This is a genomic window from Rhodococcus sp. NyZ502, assembly GCF_041464245.1.
GTDB lineage: Bacteria > Actinomycetota > Actinomycetes > Mycobacteriales > Mycobacteriaceae > Rhodococcus_F > Rhodococcus_F qingshengii.
The window spans coordinates 1325665-1341790 of record NZ_CP167155.1; the positions used below are offsets into that span (position 1 = coordinate 1325665).

Annotated in this window: 16 protein-coding genes; 7 read left to right on the forward strand and 9 right to left on the reverse strand. The window is 61.2% G+C overall.

Annotated elements, in window-relative coordinates:
* Positions 1–65: 65 nt before the first annotated feature.
* From ACBG85_RS06170 to ACBG85_RS06185, 4 genes are all read left to right on the forward strand, one after another.
* Positions 66–1781: a 3-ketosteroid-delta-1-dehydrogenase gene (locus tag ACBG85_RS06170; RefSeq protein ID WP_003943733.1), complete on the forward strand. Its 1716-nt coding sequence runs from the start codon at positions 66–68 to the stop codon at positions 1779–1781.
* 689 nt (positions 1782–2470) lie between these two features.
* On the forward strand, positions 2471–3283 hold the full coding sequence (locus tag ACBG85_RS06175) for a peptidoglycan DD-metalloendopeptidase family protein (RefSeq protein ID WP_230691571.1): 813 nt from the start codon (positions 2471–2473) through the stop codon (positions 3281–3283).
* 244 nt (positions 3284–3527) lie between these two features.
* Positions 3528–4289, forward strand: coding sequence for a pentapeptide repeat-containing protein (locus ACBG85_RS06180; RefSeq protein WP_064443221.1), 762 nt, complete (start codon positions 3528–3530; stop codon positions 4287–4289).
* Between the two features lie 58 nt (positions 4290–4347).
* Positions 4348–4719, forward strand: coding sequence for a hypothetical protein (locus tag ACBG85_RS06185; protein WP_250718746.1), 372 nt, complete (start codon positions 4348–4350; stop codon positions 4717–4719).
* Positions 4720–4763: 44 nt separating this feature from the next.
* Here the strand turns inward: ACBG85_RS06185 and ACBG85_RS06190 are convergent, their stop codons facing one another.
* From ACBG85_RS06190 to ACBG85_RS06205, 4 genes are all read right to left on the reverse strand, one after another.
* Entirely contained in the window at positions 4764–5138 is a 375-nt protein-coding gene (locus ACBG85_RS06190) for a hypothetical protein (protein ID WP_372026570.1), read from the reverse strand.
* Positions 5135–6286 carry an alkane 1-monooxygenase gene (locus tag ACBG85_RS06195; protein WP_063315140.1) on the reverse strand — a complete coding sequence of 384 codons (1152 nt, stop codon included), beginning with the start codon at positions 6284–6286 and terminating at the stop codon, positions 5135–5137. Before ACBG85_RS06195 ends, ACBG85_RS06190 begins: the two co-directional genes overlap by 4 nt.
* Positions 6287–6381: 95 nt before the next feature.
* Positions 6382–7035 (reverse strand): class F sortase, encoded by a 654-nt coding sequence (locus tag ACBG85_RS06200; RefSeq protein ID WP_007726493.1) that lies wholly within the window; start codon positions 7033–7035, stop codon positions 6382–6384.
* Entirely contained in the window at positions 7036–8367 is a 1332-nt protein-coding gene (locus ACBG85_RS06205; RefSeq protein ID WP_065456033.1) for an ice-binding family protein, read from the reverse strand.
* A gap of 223 nt (positions 8368–8590) precedes the next feature.
* Here ACBG85_RS06205 and ACBG85_RS06210 point away from each other — a divergent pair, with 223 nt between their 5' ends.
* Positions 8591–9307 (forward strand): TetR/AcrR family transcriptional regulator C-terminal domain-containing protein, encoded by a 717-nt coding sequence (locus ACBG85_RS06210; RefSeq protein WP_064443223.1) that lies wholly within the window; start codon positions 8591–8593, stop codon positions 9305–9307.
* A gap of 356 nt (positions 9308–9663) precedes the next feature.
* On the opposite strand, the gene ACBG85_RS06215 is transcribed toward ACBG85_RS06210, so the two are convergent.
* The 5 genes from ACBG85_RS06215 to ACBG85_RS06235 all read right to left on the reverse strand — a co-directional run bounded on the left by ACBG85_RS06215 (position 9664) and on the right by ACBG85_RS06235 (position 14131).
* On the reverse strand, positions 9664–9807 hold the full coding sequence (locus ACBG85_RS06215; protein ID WP_193595562.1) for a hypothetical protein: 144 nt from the start codon (positions 9805–9807) through the stop codon (positions 9664–9666).
* Positions 9808–9865: 58 nt separating this feature from the next.
* Positions 9866–10327 (reverse strand): Hsp20/alpha crystallin family protein, encoded by a 462-nt coding sequence (locus ACBG85_RS06220; protein ID WP_007726499.1) that lies wholly within the window; start codon positions 10325–10327, stop codon positions 9866–9868.
* Positions 10328–10513: 186 nt separating this feature from the next.
* Complete coding sequence (locus ACBG85_RS06225; RefSeq protein WP_042452347.1) at positions 10514–11398, reverse strand: MBL fold metallo-hydrolase; 885 nt, start codon at positions 11396–11398, stop codon at positions 10514–10516.
* Positions 11399–11535: 137 nt separating this feature from the next.
* On the reverse strand, positions 11536–12789 hold the full coding sequence (locus ACBG85_RS06230) for a wax ester/triacylglycerol synthase domain-containing protein (RefSeq protein ID WP_007726506.1): 1254 nt from the start codon (positions 12787–12789) through the stop codon (positions 11536–11538).
* A gap of 46 nt (positions 12790–12835) precedes the next feature.
* A complete protein-coding gene (locus ACBG85_RS06235) occupies positions 12836–14131 on the reverse strand; it encodes a hypothetical protein (RefSeq protein ID WP_193777159.1) in 1296 nt (431 codons plus the stop codon).
* A gap of 551 nt (positions 14132–14682) precedes the next feature.
* On the opposite strand from ACBG85_RS06235, the gene ACBG85_RS06240 reads away from it, so the two are divergent.
* On the forward strand, positions 14683–15300 hold the full coding sequence (locus ACBG85_RS06240; RefSeq protein ID WP_042452341.1) for a DUF1109 domain-containing protein: 618 nt from the start codon (positions 14683–14685) through the stop codon (positions 15298–15300).
* A gap of 200 nt (positions 15301–15500) precedes the next feature.
* Complete coding sequence (locus ACBG85_RS06245) at positions 15501–15992, forward strand: FBP domain-containing protein (RefSeq protein ID WP_007726512.1); 492 nt, start codon at positions 15501–15503, stop codon at positions 15990–15992.
* Positions 15993–16126: the final 134 nt, after the last annotated feature.

The window sequence follows — 16126 nt, forward strand, 5'->3', positions numbered from 1 at the left end:
GGAACCTTCTGCGCCGCGACTGCCTTAGCGTTCTACGTCGATAACCACGTGAAGGGATTTGTTCAATGGCGAAGAATCAGGCACCCCCCGCGACACAAGCCAAGGACATCGTTGTCGATCTACTGGTGATCGGGTCCGGTACCGGCATGGCTGCCGCCCTCACCGCGAACGAGCTCGGCTTGTCCACGCTGATCGTGGAGAAGACGCAGTACGTTGGCGGTTCGACGGCGCGGTCCGGTGGAGCGTTCTGGATGCCTGCCAACCCGATCTTGGCGAAAGCCGGTGCGGGCGACACCGTTGAGCGCGCGAAGACATACGTGCGTTCGGTGGTCGGTGATACTGCCCCTGCCCAACGTGGGGAGGCATTCGTCGACAACGGTGCGGCCACCGTCGACATGCTTTACCGCACGACGCCCATGAAGTTCTTCTGGGCCAAGGAATACTCCGATTACCACCCCGAACTGCCGGGAGGTAGCGCCGCCGGACGTACCTGCGAGTGCCTGCCGTTCGACGCGTCGGTACTCGGCGCGGAACGCGGTCGCCTGCGGCCCGGTTTGATGGAAGCCGGACTGCCGATGCCGGTGACAGGTGCGGACTACAAGTGGATGAACCTGATGGTGAAGAAGCCGAGCAAGGCTTTCCCTCGCATCATCCGCCGCCTGGCGCAGGGCGTTTACGGCAAGTACGTACTCAAGCGTGAATACATCGCAGGCGGTCAGGCGCTCGCCGCCGGCCTGTTCGCAGGTGTGGTCCAGGCCGGTATCCCGGTGTGGACGGAAACGTCGTTGGTTCGGCTCATCACCGAAGATGGCCGCGTAACGGGTGCAGTTGTGGTGCAAGACGGACGTGAAGTGACGGTGACGGCTCGGCGTGGTGTCGTTCTGGCAGCCGGCGGGTTCGACCACAACATGGAGTGGCGCCACAAGTACCAGTCGGAGAGCCTCGGTGAGCACGAGAGCCTGGGCGCAGAGGGCAACACCGGCGAAGCGATCGAGGCAGCACAAGAGCTCGGCGCAGGTATCGGATCGATGGATCAGTCGTGGTGGTTCCCGGCGGTGGCAAGCATCAAGGGCCGCCCGCCGATGGTGATGCTCGCAGAGCGTGCGCTGCCAGGCTCGTTCATCGTCGACCAGACCGGTCGTCGATTCGTGAACGAGGCGACGGACTACATGTCGTTCGGCCAGCGCGTGCTCGAACGGGAAAAGGCCGGAGATCCGGCCGAGTCGATGTGGTTTGTTTTCGACCAGGAGTACCGCAACAGCTACGTGTTCGCAGGCGGTATCTTCCCTCGTCAGCCGCTTCCGCAGGCATTCTTCGACTCCGGCATCGCGCACAAGGCGAGCAGTCCGGTCGAGCTTGCCCGCAAGGTCGGTCTTCCCGAGGAGGCTTTTGCCGAGTCCTTCGAGAAGTTCAACGAGGCCGCTGCTGCCGGTAGCGATGCGGAATTTGGTCGCGGCGGAAGTGCATACGATCGGTACTACGGCGACCCGACAGTGTCCCCGAACCCGAATCTGAGGAAGCTCGACACGAGTGCCCTCTACGCGGTGAAGATGACGCTCAGCGACCTCGGCACCTGCGGCGGTGTGCAGGCAGACGAGCATGCACGCGTGCTTCGTGAGGACGGCAGCGTGATCGACGGCCTGTACGCGATCGGCAATACTGCGGCCAACGCATTCGGTCACACCTACCCGGGCGCCGGTGCAACGATCGGCCAGGGGCTGGTTTACGGATACATTGCCGCTCACCACGCAGCCGAGAAAGTAGCTTCGACTCAGCAGTAGATCCACTAGGCAACAGATCGCCGAACGGGAGATCAGCACGCGTTTCCGATGCCGGGAACGTGCACTGGTCTCCCGTTCGGCTTGTAGGAGCAATGCCGCCTGTATGTCCCATCTCGGTAACGCTGACGCGCCGGGTGACCAAGACGCGGTATCGTCTCCAGAAGTGACATGGGGCACTGGCGATTGTGCGACCAGATGCCATCTACCGAAGGCGCGCCTGATATCGACCGGTCGGGTCGAATGCGCAAAAACAGGTATGTACCCAGGTAATTCAACCGTGGTGTGGAGCGTCGTGAAGCGACAGCGTATGAGGTGATTCCTCATCCGCAACGCAAGGATCTCCATGTTCCACCCCCTTTCCGACCATCCGGGTAGACACCCACCCTGTCGATCTTCGAATGAGAAGCCTTCGGTTTGTTCCGGCATTCGTAGTCCTCGATCAACGATCGATTCAGGCACTGCCTCGATGTAGAACCCGTATCTCCTGTGCTGTCACCAGGAGATACAGACCTGCGGGTCTATGCGCGCGCTCGCGTTCGAGAGCGGTCACCGTACCTCTCTCCATGGCGCGATCCGAACATTTCACTCCAACGGAGTCTTGGTGCGATACACCAAGTAGCTCAGCACGTATTGAGTGCTGTCTGCGGGTAGAGCCTGCACCTGCTCCGAGCACATCAGTCAAGGAAAACATGAGTAAGCACAGAAAACACAAGCCTTCCAGCACAAAACGATTCATCGCCGTAACTGCGGGACTGGGCGCCCTTGTGGGGGCCGGAGCAGTAGCCAATGCAGGTACCGCCGGTGCGCAGGGCTGGTCGGCGAGTTGCAATTGGGAGTGGCCGGTAAGCGGATCACTTTCGCAGGGTTACCACGCGGGACATGACGGAGTCGACTTTGCTGTCAACGTCGGCACCGCGCTCCACGCGCCCACATCGGGCACGATTTCTGTTGCCGGACCCAATGATCCGGGTGGATATGGAACGTACATCCAGTTGGAAGCGGACAGTGGCGAGCAGATTCAGATGGGCCACCTCTCCGAAACATGGGTCGGTGTGGGGCAACACGTCGAGGTAGGCGACGAGATCGGGGCAACGGGTAACACCGGTAGCTCCACCGGCCCACATCTGCATCTCCGCATTCACAGTGGAGGCGCCGTCGATCCCATGTCCTTCCTGAGTTCGATCGGGGCGTGCGATACCGGGTCGAGTATTGCTCCCGCGCCCGCGCCCGCGCCCGCGCCGGCACAGGACGTAGCACCCGAATTTGCACCGGAACCGGCGCCTGCTCCCGTTGTCTACTCTGAGACATCCGAATCTGCACCGGTAGAAAGCATTCCGGAGTCGGAGACTCCAGCGCCCGGCTCAGAGGTAGTCGTTGCAGCCGGTGATACATTGTTCGACCTCGCGACAGAACGAGGTCTCACCTGGCAGCAGGTGTGGGACATGAATCCGCAGATCGTCAATCCCGATCAGATCCTTGTGGGCGACGTGATCAACTTGTGAGAGTTGATAATTCGATACTGATCCGGAGATGAGTCAACGGCTCGTACACGACCGGTTTCAGTACCCCAGTTGACTCCGAGTTCCACTTCGTGCGCGTGAGCGCTGCAGCCGGGCCGTGCATTTCACGGTCCGGCTGTTTTGCGCGCTCCGAGAAGTGATTCCTACCGAAGTACTGATGTGTGGTGGTTCGCTTCTCGGGCAGCCACGGCCAATCAATGGGGATCTTGCCGATACTATTGAGCCCGTGAACCGGTCCGCGATCACCTCCCTACGTCGACGTTGGTCAGATGAGGGCGTCGATAATTTACGGGCGCAGCTGCTCGATCAGTCGCGGATCGTCAAGCCGCCCCACACTCTCGTCTCCCCATGGGCGGAGACCGATGACGGGCTGATCGATGTGCGTGGCCTGACAGCGGGTAGCGCTGGATTGGACATCCGGTATCTCACGTTGGAACGGATTGATCTGAGTTTCGCTCGGGGTCCGATCTCCGTCTTCGAATCCGAATTATTCGACTGCCGTTTCGATTTCGTGGCACTGACCGGACAGCCCCGTTTCAATCGCCGATTCGAACGGTGCAGTTTCCGGGGTGCGACGCTCTCTCGTCTGGCGCTCGGACCGAGGGTCGTCGATTGCGATTTCACTGGAGCCAAAGCACGCGGGCTCCGCTCCGTGCCCAATACTGTGTTCGAACGATGCGCATTCGACGACACAGACCTGACTGGTGCGCAGTTCGCCGATACCTCATTCGTGGAGTGCACTTTCGGCGGCGCACGATTCTCGGCGGCCACGAGTTTTGTGCGGTGTTCCTTCACCCGGACCGCTGTCGAGTTCTCCGAGGCGCAAGTGTCGCGAACAACGTGTGACGGCACCGCGATTCCGGATCAATGGGAAGGTGAGGCCGATTCAGCAGTCGCACTGGAGCGGTATGCCGGTCGATATGCCCGAGCACTTGGCGTGGGGGACACAGAGGGTATGGCCCTCGATCCTGAAATGGATGATTCGTAAAGGGGGCAGATCGATGACTCGCGAGGTCACGTTCAGGACAGTATTCGGTGGACCGTCGGTGCCGCTTGACTTCATCGAGGAGTTGACTCGGCTCAGACACCGGCTGAGGGGCATCGCGATGCAGTACGACTTCGATCTGTTTGTTGTCGTTGGTGGCGACATCTCCGTGGTGACCGATCCGACCGGGATCCGGCTTCCGCGTGTGTTTCTGGGCAGGCGTACCGCTACGGCGCAGGTACAGATGAACACTGACGACGTGATGGGGGTGCCCGACCCGCGTGCATTTCTGTACACGACGATCCATGCGGCACTGACGGAACTGATCACGCGTGTCTCAGACCGCGACAACGACTTCGATGCGGACGGGGAGCGAGCGAAGATCGAGTTCTTGATCCTCGATGACATTGGCGAGCGCGAATCAAAGCTGTGATGGCAAATGACAAATGCTGCGCTCCCGAATTCGTCAGGCTGTTGTCACTCTCTGGCATCAAACACTGCGGTGACCACTTCACAGAAAATCGCCGGGTGCCGGCAATGGACGAACCTCACTATGAGTTCTGCGGTGCGCGGTAGCGGTGACAAGTAGGTAGCGTTCAGCTGCGGCGTAGTCGGTGATCGATGTTCCGTCGGGCCCGGGGTTTGAGTGATCAGGTCGAGGTATCGGCGGCGATAGAGGTATGCGTCGGGCTGGGTCAACAGGTACTCCGCGGCAGCGACGACGTCCAGGCTCGGTGCGGCTCGTCTGAGCCGGGTGCGCGCCGGCTGGTACGCAGCTCTGGCGTGTTTGGTCGGCCCGGTGGCGGTGTAGTGCCCGTCGCTGTGGTCGTCGTCTCGGGCATTGTCATTCATATCGTCGCCTTGGTGTGAATGAGCTCGACGTTGCCGTTGTAGTAGCCGAGGACACGGTGATCCATCATCCGCCGCCACAGTGGTGGTACGGCAGCGCAGACGATCATCACCGCGTATCCGGCAGGGAGTTGCGGAGCGGTTGGAGCGCTGCGCAGAGATTGGTAGCGCAGACGCGGATTCGCGTGATGGTCACTGTGTCGTTGTAATTGGTACAGGAACAAATTGGACAAGAGATGATCACTGTTCCAACTGTCTTCGGGCCGGGCTTTGACAAAGCTGCCGTCTTGTCTTCGCGCACGGAGCAATCCGTAGTGTTCGAGGTAGTTTGCGGCCTCGAGGAACGTGATCCCGGCCAAGGCTTGCAGGAGCAGCCAGGGCAGTATCTGCCACCCGAATAAGGTGATCAACGTCCCGAACAGTGCGGCGCTCAGCGACCATGCCTGCACGATGTTGTTTCGAGGTGACAGTGCGGGTGAACCCTGCCGGCGCAGGCGTGCTGATTCGATCCGCCAGCCCGATTTCAGACCTCCGAATATGCTGCGGGGCAAGAATATCCAGAACGATTCCCCGAAACGAGCACTGGCGGGATCGCGCGGCGTCGCAACGTTGACGTGGTGACCGTGATTGTGCTCGATGTAGAAGTGCCCGTAGAACGATTGAGCGAGCACAATTTTCGCCAACCGCCGCTCGAGGCGGCTGCTCTTGTGGCCTAGTTCGTGTGCGGCATTGATACCGACGCCCGCAACGACGCCGACGGTCATCGCCAGTGCGATCTTCTCTCCGGTTGCCATCGGGGCGTGCGCCCAACACCATGCGGCGAAGACGAGGCCAGCGTATTGAAGTGGCACGAACAGGTAGGTACACCATCGGTAGTAGCGGTCGTCCTGCAATGCCGCGATCACGTTGTCGGGTGGGCTGCGGCCATCTGCGCCGACTGCGACGTCGACGATCGGGATGACGAGAATCAGGATCCAGGCACCGGTCGCCCAGAACAGGCCGAGGTGCAAATATTCGACCAGCAGCCAGGACAGGAAGGGACTCAGCGGGATCAGCAATCCCAACGGCCACCAGTAACGCTTCCGATCCCGCCATGCAGGAGCGTCGACACCTGCTTCGGCGCTCGCTCGAATGTCGTCGGTGTCTGTCATCGAAACTTCTCGAGCACGGGAAAGTGGAATACGGTCATTGCTCTCCAACGGTTCGTGCGGACTTTCGAAGTGGTGTGCTGCGGCGTCTCAGGCGGTTAGGCCAGGTCGGCGAATGCGATGATGTTGTCGTTGTAACTGCGTGCGGTTTCGTCGAAGGATCCACCGCACGTGATGATCCGGAGTCCGGGGTGGTCGATGTCGCCGTATACGACGTCGGTGGGAAAGTCCTCTTTGGGGAAGTGTTCGACACTGGTAGCGGTGAACACTGCGCGACTTCCGTCTTCGCGGGTGACGATGATGTCGGCTCCTGTTTCGAGATTCCGCAGATCGAAGAAGACCCCGTCGGTGCCTTGCCAGTCGACGTGGCCGGCGATGATTGCCGGTCCGACCTCACCGGGGGCGGGAGCGCCGGTGTACCACCCTGCGTCCTTCCCATCCGGTGGGACCTCGAGTGCTCCATCGGTATCGAGTCCGAGATCGATGATGTCGGTGTCGACGCCGATGGACGGGATTTCGAGGCGCGCGGGGCGGTGGTCAGCAGTTACCGGCGCCCTTTCGGGCAGTGCAGAGTCAGTGGCGCGCGGCGCGGATGTGGTGTCTTGTCGAGGCGACGAGATTGGTTGTGAATTTCCGCTGTCGGATTGTCCACCGGCGCATCCGACCACCGTTACGAGTACTGAAACAGTAAGGGCGAGAGCCGTGATGGCTCGGCGAGTTCGCGGAGCCATCACGGAGTTTTCGTCTTTCATCTATCGACTTGTCCGACGGATGACGAGGGCCGACATAGCCACGACGCTGAAGAAGCCGACGAGCAGGGCGATCCACCCTCCACTGGACTGTCCGCCGCGTTGGGATTGTGTGCTTCCGTCACCGGTGTCGACCGACCCTCGTGGTACCTGCTGCACCTGAGGGGCTCGAACATTCGGGGATTCCGGGCCTACCGGTTGAGTGGTCGGGGTACCCGTTCGAGAAGCTGACGTCGTCGGCACCCGAGACGGGACGGTTACCGTCCCGGGAACGGTGGGAGGTATTCCCGGCAGTGGTGGGAGACCGGGAATCTCGGGTATGGACGGAATGTTTCGGCTGGTCGTGATGATCGGCGGTACGTCCACAGTGGTTGTAGTCGTGCCGTTCGGCCCTGGTGTGGTGGTCGTCGCTTCCACCGGTGTACCAGTCGTGGTTGTAGTCACCTCCGGCGGGACGACCGTCGTGGTTGTAGTCACCTCCGGCGGGACGACCGTCGTGGTTGTAGTCACCTCCGGCGGGACCACAGTCGTGGTGGTAGTTGTCGCGGTGTCAGGCGGGACCGTAGTCGTCGTAGTGGTCGGGGTCGTAGTCGTGACAGGAGGCGCACAGGTCGGGATCGTAACGGTGTTCGTATCGAGAGTGACCGCGCCATTGATCGCCAACAGTCGACCCTCGACGGTTGCCTCGGTTGTGGCAGTAATGTCTGTCAGCGCCAACAGGTTTCCTCGGAAGACGGAGTTGGTGCCCAGGGTGGCGGAACTTCCAACCTGCCAGAAAACATTGCACGCCTGCGTTCCGTTGATCAGTGCAACGGTGCTGGACGACGATGTGATCAGCGTTGATCCCGCTTGGAAGACGAAGACTGCATCGGGGTCACCTTGCGCGTCGAGGGTGACGGTTCCCGACAGTGCGATCGACGAACCGGAGTTGTAGACACCCGAAACCAGTGTCCGACCGGTCAAGTCGGCTCCCGTCGGTTGTGTGGGTCCCTGACCGGCAAGAGTGTTGTAGGCAGTCAACACGTCGGGTTTCGCTCCCTGCGATACCGCGTCGCCACCATGATTGGTGCCGGTAATCGTCAGGTCCGATACACCGGTGATGGTTGGAGTCGGATACGTGCCGATATCGCCGCCGAGGGTTGTCGGTCCGGTGTTGGTGATTCCTGCTCCGGCAAGGACTGCAAAGGGCTCAGCGGTGCCGAGTCCGACAGCAGTCGCTTCCGCGCCGGCAGTGCCGGCCGGCAAGACGAGAATGCCGACGGAGAAAACGGAAATCGTTGCAATACCCGAGAATTGAAAGAACCGCGAGCGTCGTGTTGCGGTGGGTGCTGTCATGTTCTGTTCATCTTCGATCCTTTGAAGAAGGGACTCATGCGACGAAAGTGAGTCCGTACGTCCGCGCCGACTCCGGCGCCGGGACGTATCGATGAGCGCCCACGTAAATCCGGACATTCCGGGTATACGATGTGTGTATACGTTGTATGCATAGGGCGTATCCGAACAGTAAACCAGCCGTACTGTTCTGTCAACGCGTAGGCATACGATGTATGTTTTGTGAATGACCGGACACTCGCCAGATCGCACTAAGGGTTTGATTCCCGTCGCGGACCGCGAGGAGCCCCTCACCAGGGCGCTCGTACTCTCGACGGCGTTGGCGATCATCGACGAGGAAGGTGCCGACGGCCTCTCCATGCGCCGACTGGGCAAAGCGCTCGACAGAAATCCGATGACTCTCTACAGGTACGCGGCCAACAAGGCGGCCCTGCTGGACGGGGTCGTCGAGACCGTGCTCGAACAACTGGTCGTCGACCCGTCCGATCGCGACTGGAGGGGGCAGCTGCACGCAGTTGCGTACGGGTATCGCCGCCTCGCGCTCGCGCACCCCAACGTGGTTCCTTTGCTGGTCACTCGGCCGCTGTCCACCCCGCTCGGATTGCGTCCTCCCGGGACGTTGCGCTACGTCGAAGCGATTCTCGAACTGCTGATACGGGCCGGTTTCACTCCTGAAGACGCATTACACATCTACCGAGCAGTGTTCGGCTTCCTCAACGGGCACATTCTCAACGAGCTTCAGGAAATAGTCGAAAATCCCGAGGAGACGGACGATCTCTTGCGGCTCGGTCTGCATCGGCTTGCGCTTGCCGAGTTTCCGAGACTGCGGTCGATGGCTACGATCATGGCTCACTACGACGGGCAGGACGAACTCGAGCGCGGTCTGGCAATCCTTCTGGAGGGTCTGGCGACGGCATCTCCTCCGACGAGGGTTGAGGGCTGACCACTTTCAGTTTGGGTATAGACATGAGACGACCTCGACGGCCACACAATTCAGGGGACCGACGAGGTCGGTAAGCGTCAGCGCAGTCACTGACGTCTACATTTCAACCGTACGAGTCACGGTTGGCAGGTGGCGGCGAGCTTCGTCCTTGTTGTGTGAGTGTTTCGTCCTGCTTCGCCCATTTCGGGCGGTTCCTGACCTGCTGCAGGTGATGGCTCTTCGGTTCGGCCGGAATGCTTCATCGAGCTGAACGTGTGTAGAGCGCCTGTAAATGCCGTCCGTCCGCCTCGGTGGACGGACGGAAGGCATCAATTCATTTGTGGGTGACCGTATTCGGCGAACACGGTCTGGTTTTGTCAGGGTTGAAATTCTTCGTTGGTGGGGTTCTCGGGCGGGGTGGCCGCGAGGATGCGCTTCCACCAGCCTTGCCGCTGCGGGTCTTCGTTCCAGACGACCGGTTCAGCCAGAGCTGCGGCGGGGGCCATGATTGGCGCGAGCATAGTGGACCTCCTGGATGAAAGGCTCTCGTACAGTCGATTTCGTGCCAAGCCGTTCAGGTCAGGCTTCGATCTGTCCTTGGGTTTTCACCTCGGAGTTTGCGGTGCGGGACGGCGGCCCCGACGAGATTTCGATCCGCCGCGGTTTCGCCTTCTCTGCGATCGGTAAGGTCACGGTCAACACGCCGTTGTCGTATGAGGCGACGATCCGTTCGGAATCGATGTCCTCACTGATGGACAGCTGCCTTCTGTATGTTCCTGTGAAACGCTCACCGGCCAGCCACGTCACTCCCTCTTCGGAAATGGCGCTGCGGTGCGCGGTCAGGGTGAGGGTCGAGCCGTCTACCTGTACGTCCACTGATCCTGGGTCGACGCCGGGAAGATCGGCGTGAAGGACGTAGTGGTCATCGATCTTGTAGAGGTCCATCGGCATGAAGCGTGGACTTCGGCTGCTGCCGGTTCCGGTGGCAAGCAGGGACTTGGTGATCGCGTCGATGTCGGTGAAAGGATCGAAACGAAGCACAGCAACACACCTCCCGTATCGTCTAAGAAAGGTCACCGTCACCTCGACGGCGACCGAACTTACTGTGCGAGAACATGATAACCAGCCAAACTGGCACTCTGCAACCTCGAGTGCCAGATTTTTTCGGTGAACTTCGGTCCGATTTTCGGAAGTATCCGAAATGGCGCGATCAGTTCGCCAGGGATGTCAGAGGGTCCGGCGAAACACCTTGTCTTCGTCGACTGTGACGGCACCGGATGCGATGAGTCGTTCGAGGTGTAGCTGAGCTGTCCGTCGTTCGACGGCGTCGACGTACGGGGCCGATACGTGGGGGCGGTAGACGAGTCGATGAGCGACTATGTCTTCCAAGAGTTTTGGTTCGCCGAGGAATTGGATGAGACGGTCTTCGCGGCTCAGTAATTTGTCGCGGTATGCGGACAACCGGCGACGGAACTCGTCGCTGCCCTCGACCACGCCCTTCTGATGGAATGTTCCGTACCAGCGTGCGTCGATCGTTGCGACGTGGTCGATGGAGTCGAGGAAGTCGTTGACGCTGCTACCCAGGTCGCCGTACATCGGGCCGAAGGAGGTGAGGTCGATGTCGGCGACGTAGAAGAAGCCGTCGGGTTCGACGAGGACCCCGCAGTGTCCGCGGGTGTGCCCTGGCAAATGAATGACTGTCGCAGTGCGGTCGCCGAGGTCGAAGACGTGGCCGCCCGCGATCCCCGACACGTTCTCGTGGGTCGGGGGTATGCCGTATTGCGTAGCGATCGACTGCTGGACCTCGACTCGTTCGTTCGGAGGAAGGCCGTAATTGGTGAGCATCGTGTCGAGGGATGCGACTGCGGGTGCGTCGAGATGGTGCGCATAGGCCGGGGTGTCGAAATGGCGTAGTCCGGCGATGTGGTCCTCGTGCCCGTGGCTGACGAATACGAGGTCTGCGCCGACGGGATCGCGGTCGAGGGAGAGCGAAGGGTCGATCACGAGCGTGCTTTCAGATCCGTGCACTACCACGGTGTTCCCGTAGGGGACGGCACCACCGTTCTCAGGAACCAGTACCGAGACCTTGCCGAATTCTGCAGGTGTGAACATCTTTCGCCTTCCTCGTGACGATCGTGTCGTGACGACACCGGCTTGCAGGCTCGAATCAGTGGAGATGTTGTCGAGACGTCTCGACAGTATCCGTTGCCCAAGCGGCGAGGTGCATCGGATAGTGGCAGTAGATCCAGTCAGTGTGCAGTGCCGGCTATTTCGTCGAGAGTCCGTTCGACGGCTCGGGCGATCTTGCTTGCAGGTGGGAGATGCTCGGCATCGGCCTGGATTCCGATCCAGAATGTGTCGTTGTAGGACGCTGCGGTGAAGCCGACGCGGACATTGCCCGCCAACGGGCCCAGAGGCCAGAGTTCGACTAGCGCTGCCCCGTCGAGCGTGAGCGGGCCGCGCGGTCCATGGACGTTGGACACGACTGCACCGATCATGTGCTGCCGCTTTGCGAGCTTGTCGAAAACGCCGGCGATACGCGGTGACCGAAAGGTTGTTCCCGCAGCGCGTGCGGAAGGTTTGGCCGCAGCGGTTTGCTTCGCGACGATCGCGACTGTGCGTTGTGGGTCGGTTTCACGAAGTGGAAGGTCGATGATCATGAACCCGACGGCATTGCGTGCGCTACCGATCGCTGTGACTGCGACGGGTACCGATACCGCAATCGACTTGGGGATGGGCTCGCCGCATTCTTGGAGGATGAATCGTAGTCCGCCGCCCACCGCAACGAGATAGGCATCGTTCAAAGTGCCTCCCGCTTGCTGCGCGGCATGCTCGATCAGAGAGGTGCGGACGTTGACGGACGAGATCGATCTCGTGGGACCAATGGCGCCCAGTAACACCCGTGATCGGATTGGCCGGTGCAGGAAAGTACCGATTCGAAATCGGAGGAGGTCGAGGGAACCGGCGGCCTTCGGAGGGATGTTCGGCACGGGAGCGCCCGGGTCGGTACTTTTCGAATCAGGTGAGGCGAACAAGCGCTCGAAAAGGTCGCTGGCTCTGGCGCCGTCGAGAACCGCGTGATGCACTCGGATCACAATGCCGCACAGACCCGGTCGAGCTGCAGGAACGAAGGCGATGTGCCACAACGGTCGGGTGGTGTCGAGGGGTTGCATCACGAGTCGACCACAGACGGATTCGAAGTCGGGTTCTGTAGGCCCGCGTTCGTCAAGCGAGAGATGGAGGTCGAAGTCGATGTCGTTTTCCGTCCACCACCATGACCCGTTCCGCATGATCGGTCGCTGCCGCAGTAACGGCTCCTGCGCGATGTGAGCGGCGAGAGTGCGGTGAAGTCGCACTAGATCAGGTCGACCGTCTCGATCGACGAAGCCACCAGGAGCGAGCAGTCCGGCAATAGTGACCAGGTAGGGCTGGACGTGCACACCGAGCTGGAGGCTCGCAGCGTCGACGGGTGATATCGGCACGTCGGGTGTGGTGTCGACCATCTGCTGAGCCTAATCGAGGCGACACGGTGGACGGCGCTGGTTTCGGCTAGCGGATCACCAAGTCGTGGTCGGTGGCGCTGAGCGTGATCGCGGCAATGGGGTTTCCGCGCATCCAGTCCTGCACGAACGCGTCCAGAGCGGGGTTCGATGCCCGATCCGCGTACGCGTCCGACGGGATCTCGATTGCCCCGACGAGGTGGCGCGGATCGGCATCGAGGCCGGATGCGCGGGGAGCCATCCGTAGTCCGTCGGCGGTGTGCAGGACGACCGGAAGAACCGTGCCATCCGGTGCAGTCACGGTCGCGGTCCGCGTGGTGGCGACCGGGTCGAAATGGTCCACGCCCAGTCGGTATCCGGACGGTTGTGCGTGCTGGCCGATCGCGTCGAGCATGCGCGGATCCACCACAGAGTACGGAAACCCGATGTCGATCAGAGTCTGACCGTCGATGGCACCGTCGCGGGCGGGCAGGGTCGTGGACAAGTGCCAGGGGGCAGCGGGGGACAGGGTATCCGTCGACCGGTCTGTCGGCGCGTTTTCGATCAGTGTGCCGAGGAGGGACGCGCCGGTCGGCGTGAACTCCCAGGCATCCCCGACGAGATCCTTGTGCCAGAAGCCGGATTCGGCGCCGCGGAGACCCTCGACGCGCAACTCCCGCCGGTTCGGGCCGGGACCGAGTGAGTGCACACTGATCGCGGATGTGACTTCACCGGGAATTTTGGGCTGGTGCACCCAGTCTGGGGCCGGAAGTCGGATCGCGGCGGTGCTGCGGTCGAGTGTTTCGGCCACGAGGTTGGGTGCCGACGGCTTGTCCGACTGATCTTCCCAGCTGTAGCGGAAGAAGATCGAGTCCGATCCCGAAGAATCGAAATCAAATGTGCGGGTGTATATGTCGCCGTACTTGTTCATCACGAAAGTGGTTGATCCGGCCGCCGACAGCGAGTCCGCCTGGAATCGCCCGCCGAGCGGGCCGCCGATCTCGTAGCTGTCGTCGTTGGGCAGCCACGGGTCCGCGTAGGTTATCCGGCTGCCGTCCCCGGTCAACGTGGGGATCATCGTCATCTTGGCGAGTCCGACGAAGTGAATCCGTCCTGCGACGTCGGTGAAAGTTTGGTTGTCCCAAGGCGACGAGACGCTCAGTGCCCACCCGTTCGGGTGGTCTCCGGGGAGTTGTCGGCCGGGACCGCTCCACAGCGGTGCGCCCCATGCCGAGGTCCAATTCCACACCAGCGGATCCTGGGATGCGTTGTCCATCGTGTAGATCCAGCCGTTGTCGTCGACCGCGACGAGTTCGTCGTCGTCCAGTGATATCCCGACCAGTCGTCCACGCAGGCACTCGGGCATCGGCACGAAACGCCACGGTTGAGCCGTTGATGCGCCTGTCTCTCGCGGCCGAGCGAGTAAGTCGTGGTCGACTAGCGCGAAGTCCCAGAAACGATTGAATTGCGTAGTTGGCGTGCGGATCTGGACCGAGCTGGGGGCGGTCGAACCGGTGAATGTCGGTAGGTTTGCCAACCCGACTCGACCTCCACCGGAGGGCGCACCTGGTGGCAGTTGGGCGGTTCCGAATGATATGCAACTGGCCGGCCCAGGTTCGGTGGGCGCGGCAGCGGCGAGGGGAGTGGACCACAGGAGGGCGGCGGAGAGTAGGACGCCGACGCTCAGCAGTCGCGGTCGGTGCGGGTGCGAAACTCCACTCGCGGTCTCGTTCACCGTCCGATTGTCGCATGATCGGCACGTTGAATCTGAGAATTGTGAGGTTTGTCCATCTGTGTCGGTTGCGGCGAGAGTGCCGATCGCTGCGTTGGTTGTTGTGAGTGGAACGAGAGTGATTGTACTGCAAAGGGATTCGCCGTGTAGCTGAGTTTGCCATGACCTGCAGATACGGTGGGGTGATGAGAAGGCCGAAGTCGCTGGGTGAATGGTTGGTAGCTGACCCTCCGGAGTCGTCCAAGCCACCGGGGCCGATTCTTTTGGCATTCACCGTTGTTCCGCTCATTGCGTTGGTCTGCCGGCATTACGGTTGGTGGCCTTCGCCGTTCGGGGAGTACAGATGGTTGGATCCCTTCCTCGTCAGCGCCGCGGCTCTGCTCATCTTGATCGTGGTCGGTCTGGTGTGGGCGATCCGCACCCTCTATGTCCTTGGCCAGGACCGGCGGTGGTCGTGGTGGATTCTGTCCTCCCCGATCGCCGTCATCGCTGCAGTAGCTCTGGTGTTGTTGATGCCGCCGGCAACTTTCCTCGACAAGAGCGGAGAGTTCGAGACCATCGCGATTGGTCTTTTGGAGCAGCCTGAATCGACCGTGGAAGAGCTCGAGATCGGCCAGTTCGATATCAGTAGTGCCCATGTCGTGCGGCCGGATGAGGTCTACTTCATCGACAACGACAGCATGTTCATCACCTCGAGTGGGTGGGTGTACTCGCCCAGCGGCCCACCATCGGGGTTCGATGATTTCTCCGCAACTCACCTCGGCGGACCTTGGTACGAGTTCACGGCGGTATGGCGTGACTGACAAATCGAGTGGCCTGTAACGCAGGCCTGTAGCTACCATCGCGGTGTGGATACGTACACGGTGACGCCCCATGGGCGTGAGGGGGTTGTCGGCGTCGTCTTCGCCGGCGACAGATAGCGCATTTCGGACCCGACAGCACTTGGTGCTGATCGGGCCATGAGCTGTACCCACCTTCACCGAGCCACGATTGGTATACACCCATGATCATTTTGACCGATACATCTATTCGTTCCAGCCTCGTCAACGCGAGTCGTAAGGAGAAGTCCGATCTCACCCTGCCGGACGGCTTCGGCACCATCGACTTCGACGCTCTCGACTACCTGGGCTGGCGAGATCCGAAAATGGGCCGACGCGCCTACGCGATCGTCCCGACACTCGACGGGGAGACCATCGGAGTCTTGCTCGTTCAAGCCGAGGCCACTCCGCGATCGCGCGCCCAGTGCTCCTGGTGCCGCGACACGCGACTCCCCAACGAGGTCGTCTTCTACGGCGCCAAGTTGGCCGGGCCCGCCGGTCGACGTGGCAGCACGGTCGGAACACTGATCTGCCGAGACTTCCAGTGCTCGTCCAATGTTCGTAACGACCCCCCGCTCCCGTATGCCGGCTACGATGCCGCCGCTGCGCGCCAGAACCGGAAAGATGAACTGGTGCTGCGGGCTTCGAGTTTTGTCGAGCGGGTGGCTCGGCAGTAGAGCGGACCAAATCGGGGACGAGGTAGCACCCTGTTGCGACGTTCGTCCCCCTTCCTGACTCAGGGAGGGGGACGAGCTGTCTAGACGGGTTTGATCCGACGAGCACTTCGAAACGACGCGACATGTGGCGTCGC

What these genes read in the sequence shown, in the direction of transcription:
- ACBG85_RS06240 (WP_042452341.1), top strand. Translation starts at nt 14,683, where the DNA reads ATGAGAAGGCCGAAGTCGCTGGGTGAATGGTTGGTAGCTGACCCTCCG.
- ACBG85_RS06190 (WP_372026570.1), bottom strand. Translation starts at nt 5,138, where the DNA reads ATGAATGACAATGCCCGAGACGACGACCACAGCGACGGGCACTACACC.
- ACBG85_RS06245 (WP_007726512.1), top strand. Translation starts at nt 15,501, where the DNA reads ATGATCATTTTGACCGATACATCTATTCGTTCCAGCCTCGTCAACGCG.
- ACBG85_RS06205 (WP_065456033.1), bottom strand. Translation starts at nt 8,367, where the DNA reads ATGACAGCACCCACCGCAACACGACGCTCGCGGTTCTTTCAATTCTCG.
- ACBG85_RS06230 (WP_007726506.1), bottom strand. Translation starts at nt 12,789, where the DNA reads ATGGTCGACACCACACCCGACGTGCCGATATCACCCGTCGACGCTGCG.
- ACBG85_RS06175 (WP_230691571.1), top strand. Translation starts at nt 2,471, where the DNA reads ATGAGTAAGCACAGAAAACACAAGCCTTCCAGCACAAAACGATTCATC.
- ACBG85_RS06210 (WP_064443223.1), top strand. Translation starts at nt 8,591, where the DNA reads ATGACCGGACACTCGCCAGATCGCACTAAGGGTTTGATTCCCGTCGCG.
- ACBG85_RS06170 (WP_003943733.1), top strand. Translation starts at nt 66, where the DNA reads ATGGCGAAGAATCAGGCACCCCCCGCGACACAAGCCAAGGACATCGTT.
- ACBG85_RS06235 (WP_193777159.1), bottom strand. Translation starts at nt 14,131, where the DNA reads ATGCCCGAGTGCCTGCGTGGACGACTGGTCGGGATATCACTGGACGAC.
- ACBG85_RS06225 (WP_042452347.1), bottom strand. Translation starts at nt 11,398, where the DNA reads ATGTTCACACCTGCAGAATTCGGCAAGGTCTCGGTACTGGTTCCTGAG.
- ACBG85_RS06200 (WP_007726493.1), bottom strand. Translation starts at nt 7,035, where the DNA reads ATGAAAGACGAAAACTCCGTGATGGCTCCGCGAACTCGCCGAGCCATC.
- ACBG85_RS06215 (WP_193595562.1), bottom strand. Translation starts at nt 9,807, where the DNA reads ATGCTCGCGCCAATCATGGCCCCCGCCGCAGCTCTGGCTGAACCGGTC.
- ACBG85_RS06195 (WP_063315140.1), bottom strand. Translation starts at nt 6,286, where the DNA reads ATGACAGACACCGACGACATTCGAGCGAGCGCCGAAGCAGGTGTCGAC.